The organism is Azonexus sp. MM2026_4 (assembly GCF_055901855.1).
Window position 1 is genome coordinate 3,765,659 of record NZ_CM148380.1, and the last position, 15,526, is coordinate 3,781,184.

Consider the following 15,526-nt stretch of genomic DNA (forward strand, 5'->3'; position numbering starts at 1 on the left):
CGATGTTCGAATCGGCGGAACTCGGTCACAAGATCGACAAGGAAAGCTTTAAACAGGAAGTGCCGAAGCTGCGCGCGGAGTTGCTCGACGTCCAGTACGACGTGCTGCAGAAGAAGGAGTTTCCGGTCGTCATCCTGATTTCCGGGGTCGACGGCAGCGGCAAGGGCGAAACCATCAACCTGCTCTACTCGTGGATGGACCCGCGCCACATCTCGACGCTGGCCTTCTCCGCGCCGAGCGACGAGGAAGCGGCGCGGCCGTACATGTGGCGCTACTGGCGCGCGCTGCCGGCCAAGGGCAAGGTCGGCATCTTCGCCGGCTCGTGGTATTCGCAGCCGATCACCGACCGCATCACCGGCGAGATGCGGCGCGCCGAGCTCGACGAGCGCCTCGACGACATCAACCGCTTCGAGGCGATGCTGGTCAACGAGGGGGCGCTGGTCCTCAAGTTCTGGTTCCATCTGTCCAAGGATGCCCAGAAGAAGCGGCTGAAGGCGCTGGAAAAGGACCCGCGCACCGCCTGGCGGGTGACCCCGGAGAGCTACGATCGCCTGAAGACCTACGACAAGCTGCAGGAAGTCGCCGGCCACGTGCTGCGCGTGACCAACACCGCCAAGGCGCCGTGGATCATCGTCGAAGGGACCGACGACGCCTATCGCTCGCTGACCGTCGGTCGCATCGTCCTCGACGCCATGCGCCGCCGCCTGCAGCAGCCGTTGCAGCAGGTGCCGGTGGCGCCGCCGATCGTCCACCCGATCGACCAGAAGAACGTGCTGTCCACGCTCGACCTGACGCAGAAGCTGGGCAAGAAGGACTACGAGAACCAGCTCGCCAAGTACCAGTCGCGGCTGTCCGAGCTGGTGCGCGATCCGCGTTTCATCGCCAAACATTCGTTGCTGCTGGTTTTCGAAGGCTCCGACGCGGCCGGCAAGGGCGGCAGCATCCGCCGCGTCGGCGCGGCGATGGATGCCCGCCAGTACCAGATCGTGCCGATTGCCGCGCCGACCGAGGAAGAGCGCGCCCAGCCCTATCTCTGGCGCTTCTGGCGCCACCTGCCGCGCACCGGCCGGGCCACCATCTTCGACCGTTCCTGGTACGGGCGGGTGCTGGTCGAGCGGGTCGAAGGCTTCTGCAGCGAGGCAGACTGGCTGCGCGCCTACGCCGAAATCAACGATTTCGAGCACCAGTTGGTGGGCTCGGGAACCATCGTCATCAAGTTCTGGCTGCAGATTTCCGCCGAGGAGCAGTTGCGCCGCTTCAAGGAGCGTCAAGACACCGAGTTCAAGCGCTTCAAGATCACCGACGAGGACTGGCGCAACCGGGAAAAATGGGACGCCTACGTGGCGGCGGTCTGCGACATGGTTGATCGGACCTCGACCGGGCTGGCGCCGTGGACGCTGGTCGAGGCCAACGACAAGAACTTTGCCCGCGTCAAGGTCCTGAAGACCGTCTGCGAGCGCATCGAAACCGCCCTCAAGGGTGAAGGGAAAACCGAAACAAGATGAGCGACACCGCCTACGACGAGAACTTCGTCTCCTGGTTCCGGGCCGTCACGCCCTACATCAACGCCTTCCGCGGCCGCACCTTCGTCATTGCCTTCGGCGGCAAGGCGGTGCAGAGCGAGTTCGCCAAGACCCTGGCCTACGACGTGAACCTGCTGGTCAGCCTGGGCATCCGCCTGGTCCTGGTGCATGGCGCGCGGCCGCAGATCGAGGAAGAGCTGGCCGAGAAGAAGCTCGAATCGAAGTACCACCGCGGCTATCGCGTCACCGACGCGGCGGCGCTCGACTGCGTGCTCGACGCCGTGGGCAGCGTCTACCTGGAAATCGAGGCGATGCTGTCGCAGGGCTTGCCGAACACGCCGATGGCCAACAGCCGGATCCGCGTCATTGGCGGCAACTTCATCACCGGCCAGCCGATCGGCGTGCTCGACGGCATCGACATGCACTACGCCGGCAAGGTGCGCAAGGTCGATAGCGAGGGCATCAACGCCCAGCTTGGCCTCGGCAACATCGTGCTGCTCAACTGCGAAGGGCCGTCGCCGACCGGCGAGATCTTCAACCTGCAGATGGAAGAAGCGGCCGAGGCCGTGGCGACGGCGATCAAGGCCGACAAGCTGGTCTACCTCACCGACAGCCGCGGCGTCACCGACCAGTCCGGCGAACTGCTCGACGCGATGACCGCCGACGAGGCCTCGCAACTGCTGCGCGACGCCGACTGGCTGACCAGCGACATGGTCCGCTACCTGCCGTGCGCGGTGCGCGCCAGCCGCGCCGGCGTCGGCCGGGTGCACCTGATCGGCTACCAGCAGGACGGCGCGCTGCTGCGCGAGCTGTTCACCCACGACGGCGTCGGCACCGTGATCACCCGCGAATCGTTGGAAAACATCCGCGAGGCCAAGCCCGACGACATCGCCGCGCTGATCGCGCTGATCGAGCCGATGGAGCAGGAAGGCATCCTGGTGCACCGGCCGCGCGAACTGCTCGAACGCGAGATCGAGCGCTTCTCGATCATGCTCCACGACGGCATCATCGTCGGCTGCGCGGCGCTCTACCCGCATTCCGAGGACGAGGCCGAGCTGGCCTGCCTGGCGGTCAGCCCGGAACACCGCGAGTGGGGCTACGGCGAACAACTGATGCAGCGCATCGAGCGGCGGGCGAAGAAGGCCGGCGTCAAGCGGCTGTTCGTGCTGACCACGCGCACCGAGCACTGGTTCGTCGAGCGCGGCTTCAAGCTGGGCACGGTCAACGACCTGCCGGCGGCAAAAAAGGAAATGTACAACTACCAGCGGCGTTCGAAGGTCCTGTTCAAGACCTTATAATCCGCAGCATCAATCCCCAAGGAGAAGCGCATGGCAAGGATGGTCAATTGCATCAAACTCGGTCGCGAAGCCGAAGGCCTCGATATGCCGCCCTACCCGGGCGAGCTGGGCAAGCGGATTTTCGAGCATGTCTCGAAGGAAGCCTGGCAGCAGTGGATTCGGCTGCAGACGATGATCATCAACGAAAACCGTCTCAATCTGGTCGACGCGCGGCACCGCAAGTATCTGTCGGAGCAGGTCGAGAAGCACTTCTTCGGTGACGGTGCCGACCAGATCCAGGGCTACGTGCCACCTCCGGCCTGAGTCGCCATCCATGGACCAACCCCGCCGCGGCGGGGTTTTTTGTCGCCTAGAACAGGACGAAGGCGATCGCCAGGGCGGCGGCCACGCCGGCCAGCCAGCGGACCCGGGTCAGTTGCTCCGTGCAGAAAGCTTCCAGTTCGTCGAACAACGGGGGAAAACTGGCGATGTCGGCGGGGCGGTTCATGGTTCGCGTTCCTCGGTGGGCGTTGCGGCGAGCATGCCCAGCGTTGATTACAGGCGGATGACGCAAAACGACGCCACATCGTTTCACCGAACTGCAACACGCGCCCCCTAGACTGGCTGCCCCGACTACCGCTAGCCCGTTTATGCTGCCCGTGACCGACGACGAAGTATCCGAATTGAGGCGAGTCCTGAACGATGGCCTGCTGCTGCCCGTCTTTCAGCCGATTGTCGATTTGCGGGCGCGGGCGATCCTCGGCTACGAAGCGCTGATCCGCGGCCCGCGCGACAGTGAGTTGCATCTGCCGGACCGCCTGTTCGCCGCGGCCAAGGCGGCCGGGCTGGCGCTGGAGCTGGAACGCGCCTGCCGGGAAACGAGCTTGCGCAGTTTTGCCGGGCTCGGCCTGGTCGGCCGGCTGTTCCTCAACGTCACGCCGAGCTGCCTGCTCGATCCGCAACTGATGAACGGGCAGACCCAGTCGCTGCTGCGCGAACTGGGCCTGCCGGCCAACCGCCTGGTGCTGGAGCTGACGGAAAACCAGCGGGTGACCAACCTGCCGGGCATCCACGAGGCCTTGCAGCATTATCGCGGGCGCGGCTTCCAGATCGCCATCGACGACCTCGGCGAGGGCTTCGCCAACCTGCGCATGTGGTCGGAGTTGCGTCCGGAGTTCGTCAAGATCGACAAGCATTTCGTGCACGGCATTGCCGACGACCGCATCAAGTACCACTTCGTACGGGCGATGCAGGACCTGGCGGAAATCTGCAATGCCTCGCTGGTTGCCGAAGGCATCGAGCGGCGCGAGGATTTCGACTGCATCCGCGACATGGGCATCGCCTGCGGCCAGGGCTATTTCATCGCCCGGCCGGCGGTCGAACCGCCGCGCTACCTGCCGCAAGCGGTGGTGCAGGCACTCGACCGGCAGCAGATTTCCCTGGTGCCGGCGCTGGCCGGCACGGTCCGGCCGCAAAGCGCGCGTACCCTGTTGCGGGTGATCGAGCCCCTGCCTTGCGGTGCCACCAATGACCTGGCGATTGCCCGTTTCGAGGCTGACCCCGAGCTGTATGTGCTGCCGGTGGTCAATGGCGTGCACCCGGTCGGCATGATCAACCGGCACAGCCTGATCGACCGCTTCGCCCGGCCGTTCCGGCGCGAACTTTACGGCAGCAAGAGCTGCGAGATGTTCATGGACCATGCGCCGCTGATCGTCGACCAGGCGGCGAGCATCCAGGAGCTGGCGATGATGTTGGCGCTGGCGCCGAAGCATTACCTGTACGATGGCTTCATCGTCACCGGCGAGGGGCGTTACCTGGGCGTCGGCAACAGCCAGGACCTGATGGCGAAGATCACCGAGATGCAGATCAGCGCGGCGCGTTACGCCAATCCGCTGACCCAGTTGCCGGGCAACGTACCGATCAACGAGCACATCGACCGCATGCTGCTGGCCGGGATCGATTTCGTTGCCGCCTACATCGACATCGACAATTTCAAGCCCTTCAACGACAACTTCGGCTACCGCCGCGGCGACGACGTGATCCAGATGCTCGGCCGGCTGATCGGCGAAGTGGTCGAGACGCGTCAGGATTTCGTCGGCCATATCGGCGGCGATGATTTCTTCGTGGTCTTCCAGAGTCCGGATTGGGAAATGCGAAGCTGGCAACTGGTCGCCAGTTTTGCCGAGCGCGTTGACGCGATGATCGGTCCGGACGAGCCGGGGCGACAGGGTTACCTGGCCGAGAACCGGCGCGGCGAGATGGTCTTTCATGCGCTGCCGACGCTGTCGGTTGGCGCGGTGAGGATCCGGGCCGGCGGTTTCGAATCGCATCGCGAGGTTGCCGCGGCCGCTTCGGTGGCGAAGAAACAGGCCAAGAAGCGTGCCCGCGAACCGGGCACGCCCGGCGGCGGGAATGTTTTCGTCGAGCGACGCGGCGCTGCCGAACTGGCGGCGAATCAGCTCAATTGAGGGGCGCCGGATGCGCTACGGTCAAATCTGCTTGCACAGGGTGTACAAAGTCTTGCCGTCGTCGGCGTAAGCCGTGATGTCGCTGCTGTAGTCCGGGGTATTGCTGGCGCTTTGCTTGAAACCGCGCACGCTGCCCTTGTCCGGCAGGCCTTCGTCCTGGGCCGCGTCGATGGCATTGGCCAGCGGCGCAGACAGATTGGTGGTACACACCACCGTGCCCTCGAGCAGCTTCGTCGTGCCGCTGCTGATATCCGTCTGGAGGCCGATGATGCCGCCGGCAGCGTTGCTCGGCTGCTGTGTCGGCACGGTGTGGCCGGTGATCAGCCCGGCGGCGCGCAAGTGTTGCCAGAGCAGGCGGCTCTCGTCGGTGGCGGTGGCGGAATTGAAGTCGCCGCCGATCCGGCCGTCGCCATCCCCCTTGGCCGAGCTGACCCAGCGTGCCTGGGTCTGCGCATCGTCGCCGGGCAGCGCCTTGTAGCGCTCGCGGTAGCCGAGGACGGCGACGGTGACGCCGTCGAACTCCTTCTCGACGCTGCGGATCTTGCTTTGCGTGATCAGTTCCTGCCCCTTCATGACGCCGCCGAGCAGGAGGCCGATGATGACGAGGACGATGGCGATTTCGATCAGGGTGAAGCCTTTCTGCGAGGTTTTCATGCTGGTTTCCTTGGTGGTGGGTTGAGAACTCAGGGCAGGCGACCGGCGGCGAGCATCCGCGTGGCCAGGATGGCGGGGGGCAGCCAGCGCACCAGGTCGTCATAGTCGGCGTCCGGCAGGTGATCGACGAATTCGCTGTTGTTATCGGCGTTTTCCGCTTCGTCGGCCGAGCCGCCGGCAAGTTTGCTGCCGGTGCTGCGATAGCCGAGGTGGCCATTGGCGCCGTGGCTGATGACGACGGCCGGCAGCTCGTTGGCCAGCGAGGCGCTGGTGCCGTGGCTGAGGTGGATGCTGGCGTTGCCTTTGCTTTCCAGGGTGAAGGCGGCGCGGGCGCCGCTCGGCACGGTGGCGGTGAAGGTGCTGGCGGCGTAATAGCTCAGGCGCTGCCCCCAGGGGTCGAGCTCGGCGAGGCCCAAGGTTCGCCAGGGGAGGACGCCGTGTTCGAGCGGGCAGGCTTCCTGCCCGGCGATGGCCTCGCTGCTGGCCAGCGTCGCTTCGGCCGGACAGGGCAGGCGGCCGTTGGCGATGGCGAAGCCGTAAAGGGCGTCGAGCGCCAGTTCGAGCTGCTGTTGCGCCTTGCGCTCGTCGGCGAGGCGGCGTTGTCCGCTCAGCGAGCCGACCATGCCGCTGGCGAGCAGGCCGAAAACGATCAGGACGATGCTCAGTTCGATCAGCGAAAACCCGGCCTGGGGCAGGCGTTCAGTAGGCGATCCGGTCATTGCCCTGGCCAGTCGAAAAGGCGGGAGAAGGTGCCAGCGCCTCACCGTTGCGGCCGCTGGCGGCATTGCCCCCTTCAAGGTAGTCCTCGATCCGTGCGCTGGGCCGATTCTGCCCGGCCAGCGGGCGGCCGGCGGCGATCACCGCGAGCGCCAGGCCGCGCCTCTCGTCGATGCTCAGGTTTCCGGCTTGCGGGGCGGAGGGATCGGTCACCTGGTAGAAAAGCGTGTCGTGCCAGGCGTTCTGCTTCCACCAACCGGTTTCGTCGGCCAGGAAAGCGCATTCGTCGGCGGCCCAGACCATCGGCCAGGCCGTGGCCGCCTGGGCGCCGCTCAGGCTCGTCACGCCGTCGAGGCTGGCCGCCAGTTGCCGGGCCTGGGTGATCGTGTCGGCGAGCGACTGTTCGGCGGCTTGCCGGTTCTTCGTCGTCGGCAGCGCCCGGAATGTCGCCAGAATCCTGGTCGTTTCGGCGATGCTTTGGCGGCCCGGGGCGCCGAGTTTGGCGTCGATGGCGATGGCTTCGTCGCTCAGGGCGCGCCCCTGCGCATCGATCAGGCTGGCGAGGTCGAGGCTGGCAGTAACGGCCAGTAGGATGGCCCCGGCTGAGGCGAGCAGTTGTTCCGTGGGGGAGCGGGGTTGGGCGGTGTCGAGCGCGGCGAATTCGGCTGTGCGCGCCTGCAGGGCGGTCATTGCGTCGGCCAGCGCTGGCGCCGTGGATTCCGGCGAAGGCATGCCCCCCGTGCGCTGCGCGTTCCAGGCAAGGGCGTCGAGTCCGTAGCGGGGGAGCGCTTCGCCCAGCGTGGCGAGGGGGGGCAGGGCTTGCGTGCTCGCCTGGCGGATCGCCGCGCCGTCGCTGGCGGGAAGCTTGCCGGCGGCCAGCGCATTGCTGATCTTTTGGGCGAGTTCGGTCAGCGGCGCGCTGGCGCTCTTGCCCTGGTCGCTCAGCATTTTTCCGACCTGCTGGTGGCTGCTCAAGCGGTTGGCGACCCAGAGGCTCGCCGCCGCCAGTTCGAGCAGCGCCTCCTGGCGGCTCGCCGTGTCGCCGGCAGCGGCGAGCGTCGCGATGGCGTCCCGGTGGCGCGCCCGTATTTCAGCGAAGCGCTTTTCCGCACTGTCTTCCGGCTGGCTGTGCGGGATGCGTCCGAAACGCGCGCCCGCCCAGCCCTGGCCGCTGGCGGCGGCGAGCGGTGCCGGCCAGGGAAAGCGCCCGCTGCTGGCGGCGTGACGCTGCAGGCAGTGGCGGACCGCCTGGGCGACCCGAGTCATGACCAGCGCCATCAACTCGTCGCGGTGAATGACGAGGATCTGATCGTTGGTCGGGGTGGTGGTCGCCCAATAGGTCCGCGGCACCGCATTGTCGAGCCAGCCTTCGAGGTAGTCGCCTGCCGTGTGCGAAGGGCGCCGTTGCTGTGTCAGCGGACTGCCCGCCGCGATCAGCAGGGCGGCGACTTCGGTGTGCCCGGCGTGGTTCAGCCCGGTGGCGGTGGCACTGTTGACCGGTTCGGCGCTGTCGTCGTCGCGCAGCCCCGGAGCGGCGACGTACCAGAGCGTTTCCAGCGCCCGGTCGCGCGGTGGCGGTATGTCGAGCGTGACCCAGGGCAGGCGCCCGAGGTAGCTCGGGCAGTGATTGCCGACCAGCATGTCGGCCTTGCCGTCGCCCGGGTGATTGGCAAAGCCGGCGCTGTCGGTGTTCTGGTCGGGGCAGGGGAGGCTGCCGGGACGGTTGGCGTCGTTCGCGGCGCGGGCGATCAGGGCCTCGCGCGCGGCGGCCAGGGCGCGGGCCTGGCGAGCCTGGTCGGTCAGCCGCAGCGGCGGTTTGTGCTGCAGCCAGCTTGTTGCGGTAAAGGCGCCCAGCAGCAAGGGGGCAAAGAGCGCGAAACCGGATTGGCGTTTCATTCTTCGTCTCTCCCCGGTCTGCTGCCGACGTGCAGGTTGCCCGGAGGAAGCAGGGGCTGCTGTGTGCTGTCGCCGACCTTTTGGTCGATGCTCGTGCCGCTTTCGAGTTGGCCGTCGACCCAGCGCAGGCGCAGTCCCGCGCTGCTGACGACGACGCCGTCGAGGCGGCCCGGCGTCTGCGGTGTTGCCACCGTCGGCGCCTGTTCCAGCTGGCGGCGTTGTTCGGGCGTGAAGAACAGCCGTCCCAGCGGCTCGGCCCGGCTGCCCAGGGCGACCCCCAGCAGGAGCAGGCAAAGCGGCTTGCTCACGGGTTTGGGCCGGCCGGCAGGAGCAGCGCGAGCTGGCAATCGGCAAGCAGTTCTGCCGCTTGCCGACGCAGTGCGCAATGGCGAACCTGATGCTGGAACGCCGACAGCGTGCTCCAGCGATCAAGGATGTCGAGCAGGATTTCTTCGTGCAACAGCGCGCCGTGCAGGTGAAATTCACTGGCACGCCAGCGTTCGGCTGCGGTTTTCCGCTCGGGGCCGGCTTCGACTGTCAGTCCCCCGGCTGCAGCGATGCCGGTCAGGGCGTCGCCCGGTGCCGGGGCGGCGACCAGCAGCCCGTCGAGCGCGGCTGCAGCGTGGCGCAACTCGGCAAGGCGTTGCGCCGTTCGGGCGGCCTGTTGCTGGAGCGCGGCAAGCTCTGTTTCGGTGGCGCCAAGCTGTTGTTCGGCGTAAAGCACGGCAGTGCCGCCGGCCAGCAGCGCTCCGCCGCAGAAGAGCAGCGGCAGGCGGTGGGCGAAGGCCGTTGCGAGCCAGCGCTTCACTTCCGATCCGCCGTCAGGCGCAACGAGAAGATGCCGGTACCGGGGGCGGTGTTGCCTTCCGCCCGCATGCCGCGGCTGCGCAAGCGCTCGTTCAACTGCTGCAGCAAGCTTGTCGGCGCTGCCGCCGCGTCTGGCGACAAGCGCCCGCCGAGTTGCATCTGCCAGTCTTCGCCCGTTGCTGCCCCATCGGCCTGGCTTGTCCATTCGAGTGCGTCGAGATCGATCCCGGGCGTTTCGTCGAGCGCCGCGGCGAGTTGCCGGAGGCTGCCGGCGCAGGCGTCGCGCCGGGCGGCTAGGACATGGCGGTCGCCCGCCAGTTGCGGTAGCTGGTCCGTCGTCAGGCCGAGCTTGGTGGCGCTGGCCTCCTGCTCCCGGATTTCCCGTTCGAGCGACAGCAGGCGGGAGCGGGTGCGTTCAAGGTCGGCGTTCAGCGTGTTCTGCGTCGATTGCGCAGCGAGCGTTACCGCCAGGCCGCCGAGGCCGGCGGCGGTGCCGGCCAGCCACAGGGCGCGACCGATTCGCCGGTGATCTTGATGCGGCAGCGAGGGTGTCGGAATTCGGGGGCGCGGCCAGCGCCAGGCCGGCAGGGCCAGCAGGTCGATGTTGCTGTCGGGGTGTCGGGTGACGATCCTGAGCGCTTTGCCCGGCACTTCGATGCGGCTTTGCCAGTCGGCAGTGCCGAGCAGGCAGAGGGCATCGGGGGCGGCCTCGGTGGCTGGGTTGCAGCGACTGAAGTGAGCGATCGCTTCCGGAATTTCCTCGGCCGGTGTTTGTGCTTCCTGGGCGAGTGCCGCGAGGCGGCCGCGTTGCAGGAGGCTGAGCCGGGTTGCACGTTCGTGCTGACTGACCACCACCAGGCGAGGGGGCAGGCGTTGCTGGCGGGCGAGGAACGGCGCCAGCAGCAGCGGTGCGCAGTGGACTCCGAGCAGCCTGATCGGGGCGGCGGCGAGGCAATTCAGCCAGCCTTGCAGAGCCGGGCTTTCCGGCAGGGCGAGGAAGGCGACGGAACGGCCACCGACGGGCGGCGCCGGCAAGGGGAGCGCGCAGCGCCAGCGGGTGTCGGGGTAAAGGCGGCCAAGACGCAGGTCGAGCATCCGGCGATAGGCGAGGAAACCGGTGGCCGGGAGAGTTTCAGCGAGCAGGCGCGGTTCGGCGTGGTCGAGCAGCAGGAGATGGCCGGCCGCCGGCTGGCGGGTCAGGAAACGGGAAAAATCGTCAACGCCGGATGGCGTTTCCGGGAAGCTGCCGATCTGGCACGGTTTTCCAGCCTGTACCGACCAGGCGGACAGCGCGCCAGCGCCGAGGCAGAGCCGGAGGATGGGTTTCACCGTGCCACCTGTTCGACGATGTCGTAGATCGGCTGCAGTGTGGCCAGCATCATCCAGCCGAGGAGGATGCCAATGCTCAGCGTCAGTGCCGGTTCGATCAGCGCCTGCAGGGTGCCGATCGCGGCACGGGCTTCCTGTTCGTAGATGCCGGCGAGATTACTCAGCGAAGCGTCGAGACGGCCGGTGCGCTCGCCGGTGGCGAGCATCCGGGTCAGCAGGGCAGGGAAGATTGCCTGTCGGGAAAAGGCGCCGGATAGCGGCTCGCCTTGCTCGACCTGGCGATGGACCTGCGTTACCGCCCGGGCGGCGGCACGATTGCCGATCGTCCGGGGGAGCAGTTCGAGTGCGTCGAGGAGGGGAATGCCGCTGGCGTAGAGCATGGCCAGCAGATCGGCGAGGTGGGCGACCAGCAGCTTGCGCTGGATGTCACCCAGTACGGGCAGGCGCAGCAGCAGGCGGTGCCAGGCTTCGCGCCAGGCGGGGCGTTGCCGGATGGCGATGGCACCGCCGAGGACGACGACCGCGGGCGTTGCGAGCAGGCTCATCCAGTGTTCCTGCAGCAATGTCGACAGCGCGAACAGCAGGCGGGTGTACCAGGGGAGATCGGCGACGGCATTGCCGAGGAAGCTGCGGATCTGCGGCACCAGGAAGAACATCAGGAAGAGGCTGGCGGCAAGGACGAGCGTGGCGGCCAGCAGCGGGTAGGTGAGGAGCCTGCGGCTGGCGCTGGCCAGGGCTTCGGCTTGGCGCAGGCTGTGGCCGAGGCGGCCGAGCGTTTCGCTGAGCCGGCCACTGAGTTCGCCAGCGCGGACGATGCCGGCGAAAGCTGGATCGCAGCGGGTGATTTCCGGCGGGAGGGCGGCGGAAAAAGCTTTGCCGCTGCGCAGTTCCTCGGCCATTCTCCGGTAGACGGGGCGCAACGCCTTGCTCGACCCGCCGTCGGCCAGATCGTCGAGGGCGTCGAGCAGGGGGATGCCCGCGCTCAGCAACTGTTCGAGATGGAAGCAGAAATCGATCAGTTCGCGGCGCGCCAGCCTGCGCTGGCTCAGGCGTGGAATCCACCGGGCACTGAGCAGGTCCAGGTCATGCTGACGCAGGAGCAGCGCCAATTCGGCGGGGTTGCTGGCGCTCATCTGGCCATTCACCAGTTGCTGGCGGGCGTCGAGCGCCTGGAAGCGGTAGGTGCGGGTCATGGATGCTCGCTCAAGTTGACGACCCGGGCCACTTCCGCGCGCGTCGTGACACCGGCGCCGACCAGTTGCAGGCCGTTTTCGGCGAGCGTCGAAAAACCCCGCTGCCGGGCCGTGCTCAGCAGTTGCGCCGGGCTTGCGGCGTCGGCGAGCAGCAGGTCGAGCGCGGCGTCAATGCGAAGGATCTCCAGGAGGGCGAGGCGGCCGCTGTAGCCAGTGCCGTTGCAACGGGGGCAGTTTTCCTCCGGGGCTGCCGCCGGCGAGTGCTGTCTGCAGGTCGGGCAGCAGCGGCGAAGCAGGCGCTGGGCGACGATGCCGGAAAGGTTGCCGTGCAGTTGGCGGGGATCGATGCCCAGCTCGCGCAGGCGGGAAAGGGCTGAAATCGCACTGCCGGCGTGGAGCGTGGCGAAGACCCGGTGGCCAGTCAGGGTGGCGCGTAGCGCCATGGCGGCGGTTTCGGCATCGCGGATTTCGCCGATCAGGACGATGTCCGGGTCCTGGCGGAGCATGGCGCGGATGCCGCCGGCAAAATCCAGCTTGATGTTGTCGGAAAGCGAGGTCTGGCGCAGCAGGGGTAAGGGGTATTCGACCGGATCCTCGAGCGTCATGATATTGACGCCGTCGTGATTGAGCCGGTTGATCAGCGAGTAGAGCGTGGTCGTCTTGCCGCTGCCGGTCGGGCCGGTGACCAGGAGCAGCCCTTCCGGGCGGGCCAGCATCGATTCGATGAGTTGTCGTTGCGCATCGCCGATGCCGAGCGATTCGAGCGGCACGATGCCCTTTTGCCGGTCGAGGATGCGCAGAACGATGTTTTCGCCGTGGATGGTCGGTTGGGTGGCAGCCCGGAAGTCGATTTCCCGACCGCCGATCGGCCGGCAGAAGTGTCCGTCCTGCGGCGCGCGGCTTTCCGCGATGTTCATCCCGGCGAGGATCTTCAGGCGGCTGGCCAGCGGGGGGTAGATCGATTTGTGCAGGATGCGGATCGTCTGCAGGATGCCGTCGATGCGGTAGCGTATGCGCAGGCAGGCTTTTTCCGGGGCGAAGTGGAGGTCCGACGCATGTCGCCGGACGGCATCGCCGAGCAGCGCGTCGACCAGCCGGACCGCCGGCGAATCGCCATGCAGGGAGGCGATCTTGCCGCTGCCTTCGAATTCGCCGAGGATGTTTTCGATACTCAGCGCGTGGCCATAATGCCGGTCGATGGCGGCTTCGATTTCGCCTTCGCTGGCCAGCAGGATTTCCGCCGCGAGGCCGGCCGGTGTGTGGCGGCGTACGCTGTCGAGCGCTCCGGGGTCCTGCGGCGAAGCCAGCGCCAGACGCCAGCGTCGGTGTTCAGGTTCGACGGCGATCGGCAACAGGCGCTGCTGCCTCGCCGTTTCGGAGGGGACGAGAAGAATCGCTTCGCGGCTGATCATGTGCCGAGCAGGGTCGTAACGTTCGATTCCGAGCTGGCGTGCCAGGACGTCGTGAATGTCGTTGTCGGCGGCGAATCCCAGCGTGGCCAGTTGCTTGCCCAGGCGGCAGCCGCTTTTCCGTTGCTCGAGGAGGGCGATGCGCAACTGATCCTCGTTGATCAGGCCGGCTTTGAGCAGGTGCTTGCCGATCGGCTGGGCTGTCATGGTCGGCGCGCCTCCAGTTTTTGCAGGCGCTGTTGCAACGGGGCGAGGCGGAACCGATGCTCGCCGCGGGCGGCGGCGTCGAGCGCGGCGCGGTAGTGGCGACTGGCGGCGACGAACTGTTCGAGATGGTCCAGCGCTATCGCCAGGTTGTGGTGGATGTCCGGGTGCCCGGGGTCGAGCCGGTTTGCCTGGGTATAGGCGAAGCGGGCTTCCGGCCAGCGCCGCTGCTCGGCCAGGAGGTTGCCGAGCTGGAAATGCAGACTGGCATCGCCCGGAAATTCGGCGATCATCGAGCGCAGATGGCTTTCGCGTTCGCTCAGGGGGAGTTGGGCCAGTTGCCGATTGCCGTGTTCGACGAAGCCCTGGTGAATCGGTTCGCCGGCGCAGGCGCTGTGCAATGAGAGTAGCGTGACGAAGGGGAGTAGGCGGAGTTTCACTGGATCGCCCCCGGTCCCGGTCCCGGTGTTGGTGGCCGTTGGGCCGGGAAGAAACCGGTGTCCGGCAACGCCCCGGCTTGCCGGGAGTAATCGCCGCTCAGGCTGGCTTCCCGGATGACGATCGGGCGCAGGAAAATGACCAGTTCCGTCTTGTGCGCCCGGTTGTCTCGGTTGCTGAAGATTTCTCCGGCACCGGGAATCTCGCCGAGTAGCGGAATGCGCTGGTTGCGGTGATCGATGCCGTCTTCCATCAGGCCGCCGAGAACGGCGATCTGGCCGTTGGCGACGCGCATCACCGATTCGATCTCGCGGGTTCGGATCACCGGTACCAGGTTTTCGATGCCGTTGCGTCGCAGGTCGGGATTGGGGTCCGGGATTTCCCGGCCGACGCTGGTGATGGTCGGGCGGATGTTGAGGATGACCGAATCGTCGGCTGCCACCTGTGGGGTGACGCCCATCACCAGACCGACCGAAACCGTCTGCGGTGTCGTCGTGTAGGTGACGCTGGTGCCGACGTTGGCGGTGGTGGTGGTGTCGGCCTTGACGGTGAAATAGACGTAGTTTTCGACGACCTTGAGCAGGGCGGTCTGGTTGTTGAGGACCGAGAGGCGGGGGCTGGACAGCACCCGGCTGTCGCCGAAGCGGTCGAGCAGGCTGATCAGCGCCTTCGGGTTGCCGTTGCGGTCGTAGCGCAGGTTGATGCCGGTCTTCAGCGGATTGCCGGCCAGTTCGAAGATGCCGCCGCTGACCAGTGAACTCCAGTCGATGCCCTGTTCGTGCCCCTCGTTGAGGGCGACCTCGACGATGGTCGCCTCGATCAACACCTGTCGGCGTACGGCGTTGCTCAACTGATCGATGTAGCTGCGAATCTGCCGGTGCTGGCGGCGGGTGGCGATTGCCGAGACCAGTCCGGCCTCGGCATTGACGACCAGTCGGTGGGAACCGGCCGGCTTGCCGTTGCCCGGCGTGGCCTGGTCAAGCAACTGTTCGAGGCCGGCTTTCAGGTTTTCCCAGAAGTGATGACGGGTGACGTTTTCGATGCGTGTGGCCGACAGGTTGCCGGCATTGGTGCTGCCGGTGGAGGCGCCAATCTGCATGTTGTTGGCGACGGACGTCGTGACGCTGCGCTCCAGATTCACGTAGTCCACCGGGTAATGCGCAAGGTAGGGTTTGTCCGGCAGGATCAACAGGCTGTCGCCGGAAAACTCGAAATTGAGCGGAATCTGGCGGGCGATCCGGTCGAGGATCACTTCCAGCGGTTGGTCCAGGGCGTTGAGCGTGACCCGACCTTCGATTTCCGGGGCAACGTCAATGTCGATGCGGGCGTCGCGGGCCAGTGCAAAAAGCAGATCACGTACCGGGATACGGTCGATCGTCACGCTGTAGTGGGCGGGCCGTGCCGCGGGCTTGCTGCTTGCCGGTGCCGGGCTCATCTGTTCGACGATGGGAGGGATATCCTCGGTACCGGGGCCCGGGCGCGCATGCAGATGCCCGGCCAGCGCTTGCCGGGGAACGGGCGCGCTGCAGGCGGAGAGCAGCGGAACCATGACGAACAGGAGCGACATGAGTTTTAGCATGGCAGTCCGGGCGGGTTGATTGCTCTATGCTA

General features: G+C 66.8%; 15 protein-coding genes. 4 read left to right on the plus strand and 11 right to left on the minus strand.

Translation table 11 applies throughout. The features are described 5' to 3' along the window. Window positions 1-2 precede the first annotated feature (2 nt). Genes pap through AC0KWY_RS17715 form a run of 3 tightly spaced genes read left to right on the plus strand, consistent with a single transcriptional unit; the run spans window position 3 to window position 3,124 of the window. Window positions 3-1,505: a polyphosphate:AMP phosphotransferase gene (gene pap, locus AC0KWY_RS17705; RefSeq protein WP_474026799.1), complete on the plus strand. Its 1,503-nt coding sequence runs from the start codon at window positions 3-5 to the stop codon at window positions 1,503-1,505. After that, window positions 1,502-2,821, plus strand: a complete 1,320-nt coding sequence (gene argA / locus AC0KWY_RS17710) for an amino-acid N-acetyltransferase (protein WP_474026800.1) — start codon at window positions 1,502-1,504, stop codon at window positions 2,819-2,821. The genes pap and argA overlap by 4 nt, the downstream gene beginning before the upstream one ends. A 30-nt stretch (window positions 2,822-2,851) precedes the next feature. Further along, window positions 2,852-3,124 carry an oxidative damage protection protein gene (locus AC0KWY_RS17715; protein WP_474026801.1) on the plus strand — a complete coding sequence of 91 codons (273 nt, stop codon included), beginning with the start codon at window positions 2,852-2,854 and terminating at the stop codon, window positions 3,122-3,124. A 46-nt stretch (window positions 3,125-3,170) separates the two neighbouring features. On the opposite strand, the gene AC0KWY_RS17720 is transcribed toward AC0KWY_RS17715, so the two are convergent. Continuing rightward, a complete protein-coding gene (locus AC0KWY_RS17720; protein ID WP_474026802.1) occupies window positions 3,171-3,308 on the minus strand; it encodes a hypothetical protein in 138 nt (45 codons plus the stop codon). A gap of 175 nt (window positions 3,309-3,483) precedes the next feature. On the opposite strand from AC0KWY_RS17720, the gene AC0KWY_RS17725 reads away from it, so the two are divergent. After that, entirely contained in the window at window positions 3,484-5,268 is a 1,785-nt protein-coding gene (locus AC0KWY_RS17725; protein WP_474026804.1) for a GGDEF domain-containing protein, read from the plus strand. Window positions 5,269-5,289: 21 nt separating this feature from the next. On the opposite strand, the gene AC0KWY_RS17730 is transcribed toward AC0KWY_RS17725, so the two are convergent. From AC0KWY_RS17730 to AC0KWY_RS17775, 10 genes are read right to left on the minus strand one after another with little or no spacing between them, the layout of a single operon-like run. Next, window positions 5,290-5,922 (minus strand): type II secretion system protein, encoded by a 633-nt coding sequence (locus tag AC0KWY_RS17730; RefSeq protein ID WP_474026805.1) that lies wholly within the window; start codon window positions 5,920-5,922, stop codon window positions 5,290-5,292. A 29-nt stretch (window positions 5,923-5,951) separates the two neighbouring features. Further along, entirely contained in the window at window positions 5,952-6,641 is a 690-nt protein-coding gene (locus AC0KWY_RS17735) for a prepilin-type N-terminal cleavage/methylation domain-containing protein (protein WP_474026806.1), read from the minus strand. Beyond that, window positions 6,622-8,535: a hypothetical protein gene (locus AC0KWY_RS17740; protein WP_474026807.1), complete on the minus strand. Its 1,914-nt coding sequence runs from the start codon at window positions 8,533-8,535 to the stop codon at window positions 6,622-6,624. Before AC0KWY_RS17740 ends, AC0KWY_RS17735 begins: the two co-directional genes overlap by 20 nt. Continuing rightward, the gene (locus tag AC0KWY_RS17745; RefSeq protein ID WP_474026808.1) at window positions 8,532-8,843 is read right to left on the minus strand and encodes a hypothetical protein; all 312 of its coding nucleotides are present in this window, start codon (window positions 8,841-8,843) and stop codon (window positions 8,532-8,534) included. Before AC0KWY_RS17745 ends, AC0KWY_RS17740 begins: the two co-directional genes overlap by 4 nt. After that, the gene (locus AC0KWY_RS17750) at window positions 8,840-9,343 is read right to left on the minus strand and encodes a hypothetical protein (protein WP_474026809.1); all 504 of its coding nucleotides are present in this window, start codon (window positions 9,341-9,343) and stop codon (window positions 8,840-8,842) included. The genes AC0KWY_RS17745 and AC0KWY_RS17750 overlap by 4 nt, the downstream gene beginning before the upstream one ends. Next, complete coding sequence (locus AC0KWY_RS17755) at window positions 9,340-10,671, minus strand: hypothetical protein (RefSeq protein WP_474026810.1); 1,332 nt, start codon at window positions 10,669-10,671, stop codon at window positions 9,340-9,342. The genes AC0KWY_RS17750 and AC0KWY_RS17755 overlap by 4 nt, the downstream gene beginning before the upstream one ends. After that, complete coding sequence (locus tag AC0KWY_RS17760) at window positions 10,668-11,864, minus strand: type II secretion system F family protein (RefSeq protein WP_474026811.1); 1,197 nt, start codon at window positions 11,862-11,864, stop codon at window positions 10,668-10,670. Before AC0KWY_RS17760 ends, AC0KWY_RS17755 begins: the two co-directional genes overlap by 4 nt. After that, complete coding sequence (locus tag AC0KWY_RS17765) at window positions 11,861-13,480, minus strand: GspE/PulE family protein (RefSeq protein ID WP_474026812.1); 1,620 nt, start codon at window positions 13,478-13,480, stop codon at window positions 11,861-11,863. The genes AC0KWY_RS17760 and AC0KWY_RS17765 overlap by 4 nt, the downstream gene beginning before the upstream one ends. Next, entirely contained in the window at window positions 13,477-13,917 is a 441-nt protein-coding gene (locus tag AC0KWY_RS17770; RefSeq protein ID WP_474026813.1) for a tetratricopeptide repeat protein, read from the minus strand. Before AC0KWY_RS17770 ends, AC0KWY_RS17765 begins: the two co-directional genes overlap by 4 nt. Next, entirely contained in the window at window positions 13,914-15,482 is a 1,569-nt protein-coding gene (locus AC0KWY_RS17775) for a type II and III secretion system protein (protein ID WP_474026814.1), read from the minus strand. Before AC0KWY_RS17775 ends, AC0KWY_RS17770 begins: the two co-directional genes overlap by 4 nt. Window positions 15,483-15,526: the final 44 nt, after the last annotated feature.

What these genes read in the sequence shown, in the direction of transcription:
- AC0KWY_RS17735 (WP_474026806.1), bottom strand. Translation starts at nt 6,641, where the DNA reads ATGACCGGATCGCCTACTGAACGCCTGCCCCAGGCCGGGTTTTCGCTG.
- AC0KWY_RS17740 (WP_474026807.1), bottom strand. Translation starts at nt 8,535, where the DNA reads ATGAAACGCCAATCCGGTTTCGCGCTCTTTGCCCCCTTGCTGCTGGGC.
- AC0KWY_RS17730 (WP_474026805.1), bottom strand. Translation starts at nt 5,922, where the DNA reads ATGAAAACCTCGCAGAAAGGCTTCACCCTGATCGAAATCGCCATCGTC.
- pap (WP_474026799.1), top strand. Translation starts at nt 3, where the DNA reads ATGTTCGAATCGGCGGAACTCGGTCACAAGATCGACAAGGAAAGCTTT.
- AC0KWY_RS17775 (WP_474026814.1), bottom strand. Translation starts at nt 15,482, where the DNA reads ATGTCGCTCCTGTTCGTCATGGTTCCGCTGCTCTCCGCCTGCAGCGCG.
- AC0KWY_RS17765 (WP_474026812.1), bottom strand. Translation starts at nt 13,480, where the DNA reads ATGACAGCCCAGCCGATCGGCAAGCACCTGCTCAAAGCCGGCCTGATC.
- AC0KWY_RS17720 (WP_474026802.1), bottom strand. Translation starts at nt 3,308, where the DNA reads ATGAACCGCCCCGCCGACATCGCCAGTTTTCCCCCGTTGTTCGACGAA.
- AC0KWY_RS17760 (WP_474026811.1), bottom strand. Translation starts at nt 11,864, where the DNA reads ATGACCCGCACCTACCGCTTCCAGGCGCTCGACGCCCGCCAGCAACTG.
- argA (WP_474026800.1), top strand. Translation starts at nt 1,502, where the DNA reads ATGAGCGACACCGCCTACGACGAGAACTTCGTCTCCTGGTTCCGGGCC.
- AC0KWY_RS17715 (WP_474026801.1), top strand. Translation starts at nt 2,852, where the DNA reads ATGGCAAGGATGGTCAATTGCATCAAACTCGGTCGCGAAGCCGAAGGC.